The organism is Bradyrhizobium sp. CSA112 (genome assembly GCF_029051645.1).
Lineage (GTDB): Bacteria > Pseudomonadota > Alphaproteobacteria > Rhizobiales > Xanthobacteraceae > Bradyrhizobium.
The window spans coordinates 1-5,644 of the sequence record NZ_JAACFS010000082.1 but is presented as its reverse complement, the minus strand read 5'-3'; the positions used below and the strand labels follow the sequence as shown (position 1 = coordinate 5,644).

General features: G+C 54.7%; 2 protein-coding genes and 2 pseudogenes. All 4 read left to right on the top strand.

Annotation, left to right across the window (positions count from 1 at the left end; genetic code table 11):
• Positions 1 to 358: 358 nt before the first annotated feature.
• The 4 genes and pseudogenes from GWE18_RS41635 to GWE18_RS41620 all read left to right on the top strand — a co-directional run bounded on the left by GWE18_RS41635 (position 359) and on the right by GWE18_RS41620 (position 5,295).
• A pseudogene (locus tag GWE18_RS41635) lies at positions 359 to 782 on the top strand (Lrp/AsnC ligand binding domain-containing protein).
• A gap of 583 nt (positions 783 to 1,365) precedes the next feature.
• Positions 1,366 to 2,673, top strand: coding sequence for a diaminobutyrate--2-oxoglutarate transaminase (ectB, locus tag GWE18_RS41630; protein ID WP_275191265.1), 1,308 nt, complete (start codon positions 1,366 to 1,368; stop codon positions 2,671 to 2,673).
• A gap of 280 nt (positions 2,674 to 2,953) precedes the next feature.
• Positions 2,954 to 4,137, top strand: a pseudogene (locus GWE18_RS41625) (IS5 family transposase); the annotation flags it as partial.
• 441 nt (positions 4,138 to 4,578) lie between these two features.
• Positions 4,579 to 5,295 (top strand): hypothetical protein, encoded by a 717-nt coding sequence (locus tag GWE18_RS41620; RefSeq protein WP_275191264.1) that lies wholly within the window; start codon positions 4,579 to 4,581, stop codon positions 5,293 to 5,295.
• The last annotated feature ends 349 nt before the right edge of the window (positions 5,296 to 5,644 follow it).

Sequence of the window (5,644 nt, the reverse complement as noted above, 5' to 3'; positions counted from 1 at the left end):
AAAACCGCGACGCTACGTCTCCCGATCTTGTGAGACCCATCTCAGCCTCCCCATGCTGAAAAGTGAGTCTTCTCAAATATATGATTCCTGTCGACAAAGACCGCGACACTCTGACTCAGTAAGACTAGCTAGGAGGGCTTCCTTGGCACGATCCGCAAGGATTTCTCGCGCGGCGGAAAGCAAGGCAGTTGCTATGGCTTTTGGCTCCCGCTTTGCCATGGGTCGAATCTGCGGCTGGCTTGATGTCCCAAGCGCGCTTCACGATGCAGCGAACAGCGTTGCATTTATCGGTCATTCTTAGGATTTTCTGTATCGAAATGGCATCTGTCGGTGAAGTCCACCTGGACGCTAGCGTAATATGCGATACGACCGAATAGACGCCGCATCTCGAGATTGTGCAAAGAACAACCGTCTAAGTTTCGACGTTATCGGCGATAATGGCCGGCCTTTCTGCTATCGCGTGTCAACGACGACTGAAGGCTCCGTTCGAAAGGCATCATCGAGGCCGATATCTCAATCGTTTCGCCGAAGGCGGTAGGAGACCCATTTCATTACTCCTGCTGGTGAGCCTGGAGCGGGAAAGTTCGGGCATAGTGGACAGGTTCAATAAGGCCATTAATTCGTCCGCTGAAGTCGTCAATGGATTCTACGTCAGCGGCGACGCTGACTTCGTCCTATACATTACCGCCCCCACCATGGAAGATGATGAGCAGTTCACTAGGCGGTTCTTCTTTACGAACCCGAACATTAAGGGGAACCATGAGGCCTCGTGCGAGGATTGACGAACTATGATGTATGTGCCTCAGTCCGCGGGTCCTTTGCGGCAGGAATGTAAAGGGTTCGCCAAGCCGTCGACAATATACGCGAATTTGCAGTTAGCGAATGCCGGAGCGATAGAGAGCGCTACTGGTGGGGTGAAGGCCGTACCCGCTCCGCATGCAAGCGGATAAACGATCGCATACAAAACAACTAAGATCGAGCACAAAAATTCCGCTTCTGGGCTTCGAAAGCAGCCGCTGGGCGGCTTGCGGAGAATCATAAGCGTTTTGCTGAAGCTGTTCAGGCCTTGAAGCTCGAGGGCATGAACATCTGTAAACGGGAGCATCGATACTCAAGAACGTTTCAGTTTTGCGAAATGAAGGCGAGCGCCACAATGTCACGGTAGAGACGTAAGTCTGAATCGGAAAAGACTACGAACATTAGTAGGTTCGCTGTTCTCGGTTCTCAGTTATGTGAGTGGGACCATTCTGGAGAGAGGCGCACGGTAAAGTATAAGTCGCGCGGAACGCACGGGTCATTACGTTCCACAGCTCGCTGACTTTCAGAAGCGTGCTTGTTAATTGAGCCACTACTTAGGATACCACAATGGGTGAAGTGATCAGCAACGAGAGATGTAAACTGCAGGCTGTTGAAGCCCTTGAATCTAACGTCCGCTCGTATTCGCGTTCGTTTCCGGCTATTTTCAGTCGAGCGCGAGGCTCCGTTATGTTAACGGACAGCGGTCGAAAGATCATTGACTTCCTCTCTGGTGCTGGAGCGCTGAACTACGGCCACAACAATCATGAGATCAAAGCTGCGATTGCCGACTATCTAGCGTCGGATGCCGTAGTCCACGGGCTTGACATGGCCACTCCCGCAAAGCTCCAATTTATGGAGACTTTCAGTTCCGTCATACTTCGGGAGCGGGGGTTGCAATATCGATTCCAGTTCACCGGGCCAACGGGAGCGGATGCTATTGAGGCAGCTCTAAAGCTTGCACGCAAGATCACAGGACGTCGAAATATCATTTCGTTCACGCATGGATATCATGGCCTGAGTTTAGGGGCGATTGCTGCGAGCGGTAATCGCTTTCATCGCAGAGCTAGCGGTGTTTCTCTCTCTGACGCGACGTTTATGCCCTATGATGGCTATCTTGGGCCAGCCGTTGATACTGCTGATTACCTGAGAAAGATGTTGCTGGATAAGAGCAGTGGCATCGATCCTCCAGCTGCCATTCTCGTCGAGACTGTGCAGGGAGAAGGTGGTATAAACGTAGCTCGCATGGAATGGTTGCAGTCAATTCAGGCCGTAGCAAGAGAAGCTGGCGCCCTGTTAATAGTCGACGATGTCCAGATGGGCTGTGGTCGTACAGGGGAATTCTTTAGCTTCGAGTTCGCGGCGTTGTCTCCAGACATTGTCGCGATGTCGAAGTCATTAAGTGGCTACGGTCTGCCGCTATCAATGTTGTTGATAAAAGAGGAACTCGATGCGTGGGGACCTGGAGAACACACTAGCACGTTCCGAGGGAATAACCTTGCGCTTGTATCTGCAACCGCAGCGCTGGATATTTATTGGCGCACTCCGACTTTTTCACAGGAGGTGCAGCGCATGGGAGAACTTATGCGCGGGCGACTTCATGCGATTGCATCCGAGCATGGAAACGGCTTTGTGGTCCGAGGACGGGGGATGGCGTTGGGTTTTGATTGCCGAATGACCGAGATCGCAGAGGCCGCGACACGTAAGGCATTCGAGAAGGGATTGATTGTCGAACGATGCGGCCCCAATGATCAGGTTGTAAAATTCCTTCCTGCACTCACGATCGATGCTGAGACACTAAATCAGGGCCTTGAGATATTCGAGGATTCTTTGACCCAAACAGTGAAAAAGGCTAGGTCTGCTGACTGGTGGCTTTGATCCGTGCTGGTCTGAGCGCGTTTTCATTTGTGCGGATTACTCTTGGCTACTCGGCGGTGCTTTCCTTTGAGCTCTTTGTGGCCCGGAGCGTAGTCCCACTCACGCAGGCTATTGAGCTAATCGATTTGGCTTGCTTCTGTGAAAAAAGTACCCAAACCGTTGAGCAAGGGTCGGTTTCTGGCGCGAGCTTGGGTTTGAGATTGCAAGCTTTGGAGAGTAGAGGGCTCGGAAGCTTGCAATTTGATCTTCAAGATTCCCTCGAACCAGCAGTCGTGATTCCATGGTTGGAGCGGAGGGGACCGAAGAAGCTCCGGAGACGAGGGGGGAAGCCGATCTGTTTCGCGCCAGCTGGATCAGATCCAATCTGAAGCACGAGCTAGGGTAGCTTGGCGCCAAGATCGACTAGGACGGGATCGATCGCGAGGTCGCACGCTCTACAGCGAGATGGGCCGGCCAGGGATCGAGAGCCGTTTCGTCACCGGGCTGCTGTTGCTCAAGCACACCTATGGCCTGTCCGACGAGGGCGTCTGTGAGCGCTGGGTCTATGACCCGTACTTCCAGCACTTCACCGGCTTTGAGTTTTTCCAGCACGAGTTCCCGCACGAGCAAAGCGACCTCAGCCATTGGCGCAAGCGGCTCTGCGACAAGCTGGAGCTTTTGCTGGCCGAGAGTTTAAGGGTCGCACACGAGGCCCGCGCTGCGGACGCGCGATCTTGAGCGGGTGACGGTGGACACCACTGTGCAGCCCAAGGCCGCCACCTTCCCGACTAACGCCAAGCTGGTGCATGCGGCGACCAAAGGGGCTCAATCGCCTGGCCCGCAAGCACTGCGTTAAGCTGCAGCAATCGTATCTGCGGGTCGCCAAGCGAGCGGCGATGATGGTGGGACGCTTTGCTCGCGCCAAACAGTTCAAGCGCCAGCGTCGATAGTTGCGCAGCTTGCGGACGTGGCTCGGCCGTCTCGTTCGCGACATCCGCCGCAAGATTGTCGGCCAGCCAGCCAGAGGCTGAGGTTGCGTTCGAACAGCCGCTTTCGCGCGCAGGAGCAGCGTCAGCGCGGATGGAAGCTCTATTACTTCCACGCGCCCAAAGTCGAATGCATCGGCAAGAGCAAGGCATCGGCGCCTTACGAGTTCGGCGTCAAAGCCTCGATCGTCACCAAAAACGCCCGCGCTCCGGGCGGCCAACTCGTGCTGCACGCCAAGGCGCTGCCGGCAACCCGTATGACGGCCACGCGCTCGGCGAGGTCATCGAAGCCACCGAGAAACTCACCCGTTACGAGATCGAGCGCGCCTCTGTCGATAAGTGCTATCGTGGTCACAAAATCGCAAACCCACGTCGCGTCTTGCTCTCCGGCCAGAAGCGTGGGGTCGTCGGAGCGGTCAAACGCGAGCTCAGGCGCCGATCCGCCATCGAGCCCGTGATCGGCCACATGAAGACCGAGGGCCACCTCGGCCAGTACCATCCCGCGACACCGGCCACCCAGGCTAAGGGCGCGCATTTTGCTCTGGCCGGTTCACGTCCGATCAAGTGCCACGCGACACGCTGCCGGCTGGTCCAGGCCAGCACCGTTTTCGAGGTGAATTTACGGCCCTTTGTGAACCGAAGAACTCGGGCTTCGCCGGCGGATTAGCAGTGAGGTCCTACGCGACCTTGCTAGATCGGGTGCTCGGCTACGTTCGTTGGGCGGTCCTTGTCTGCGTGATGCCTCGCGTCTCGCGCTGGTGGTGACCATGGCAGGACTCATCCCGACTTCCTCGTTTTTACCCTGTGCCGCCGCTGGTGATACGTGCCAGCGCCGCTCAACTCGTCAAACACCGCTCCTTACCAGAGTAGGTAGGTCTCGATAGGTTCTTACTCTTGTACTATCCATGGCTGCTTCTGGGTTACGACGCAGCTCATCTCGATGGACGGTGCAGAAATGAGAGGTATAATTAATCCGTTGCACGTGTCACGGTTCCTTCAAGAATATGACGCCGCCGCCGCCCAAAAAGGCATTAAGATTTCGATAGGATTCGACTTTCATGAGTATGTCTCGATTACACGAGCCACTCCAACAAAGGGGCCCACATATCCAAATTTCCGGCCTGATCGCTCCCCAATTAAGTCAGGCGAGGGGTATTGGATGATAGGCGCCGACATGAATAATCAGGTCGCGCTCGTAGAGGCTGCTCGACTGTATGATCTTTCGGACAGCAATTTTGCAGAACATCTTCAATCGCTTAAGGCGTTTTACGCGGATGCGGCCTTATATGCACATCCTCAGGACCGATGTACTTGCATATCGCCAAGCGCGAAGATGATGACTGGGAAAGTAGCTTATCATGGAGATCGCTGGATCCGCAGAGATTTTAGAGGACAGGGCGTCTCTAAGATCATGGCAGGAATAGCACGCGGCGTGTCATTGGCGATGTGGGATCCTGATTTTGTATGTGCGCTTGTATCGCGGCAGCGACTGGAGAAGGGCAGCTTATACGGATATGCACACTACGAATCCGGCGGATCGATATTGCAGCTGATAGAAGAAAATATTGTGGACGACGATTGGCTTATTTGGCTTACGGGCGAGGAGTTGAGGAGCCTTGTTGATCGGCACGACATAAGCGAGCTTGTCTTCGCGTGAAAAGCAAGCGGCGGTAAATACCGGACACACTGACCATAGAAGATCAGTTTCAGTTCAAGCCAAAACGGCTATTTTCGCCCGGTGCCGAGTTCGCGGGCGTGCTCGAAGCGTGATGGGTTTTATAGATAGGAATGTACGCCAGAAAATTGCGATAGGCGATATCGGACAAAATAGTTGACAAAGCGTCCGCATTCACTCTCACGCACGGTAGGTAATGCTAAGTAGTCGTCCGTTAAGAAGCCGATCTGAGTGTTGATTGGACGGCGATGGCTGCGATGAGCGCAGTGAGGAAGAGGCGCCAAAAATCCCTCAGCCAGGCGAGGATGCGGCGGAAGTTGTGTCCGACGGC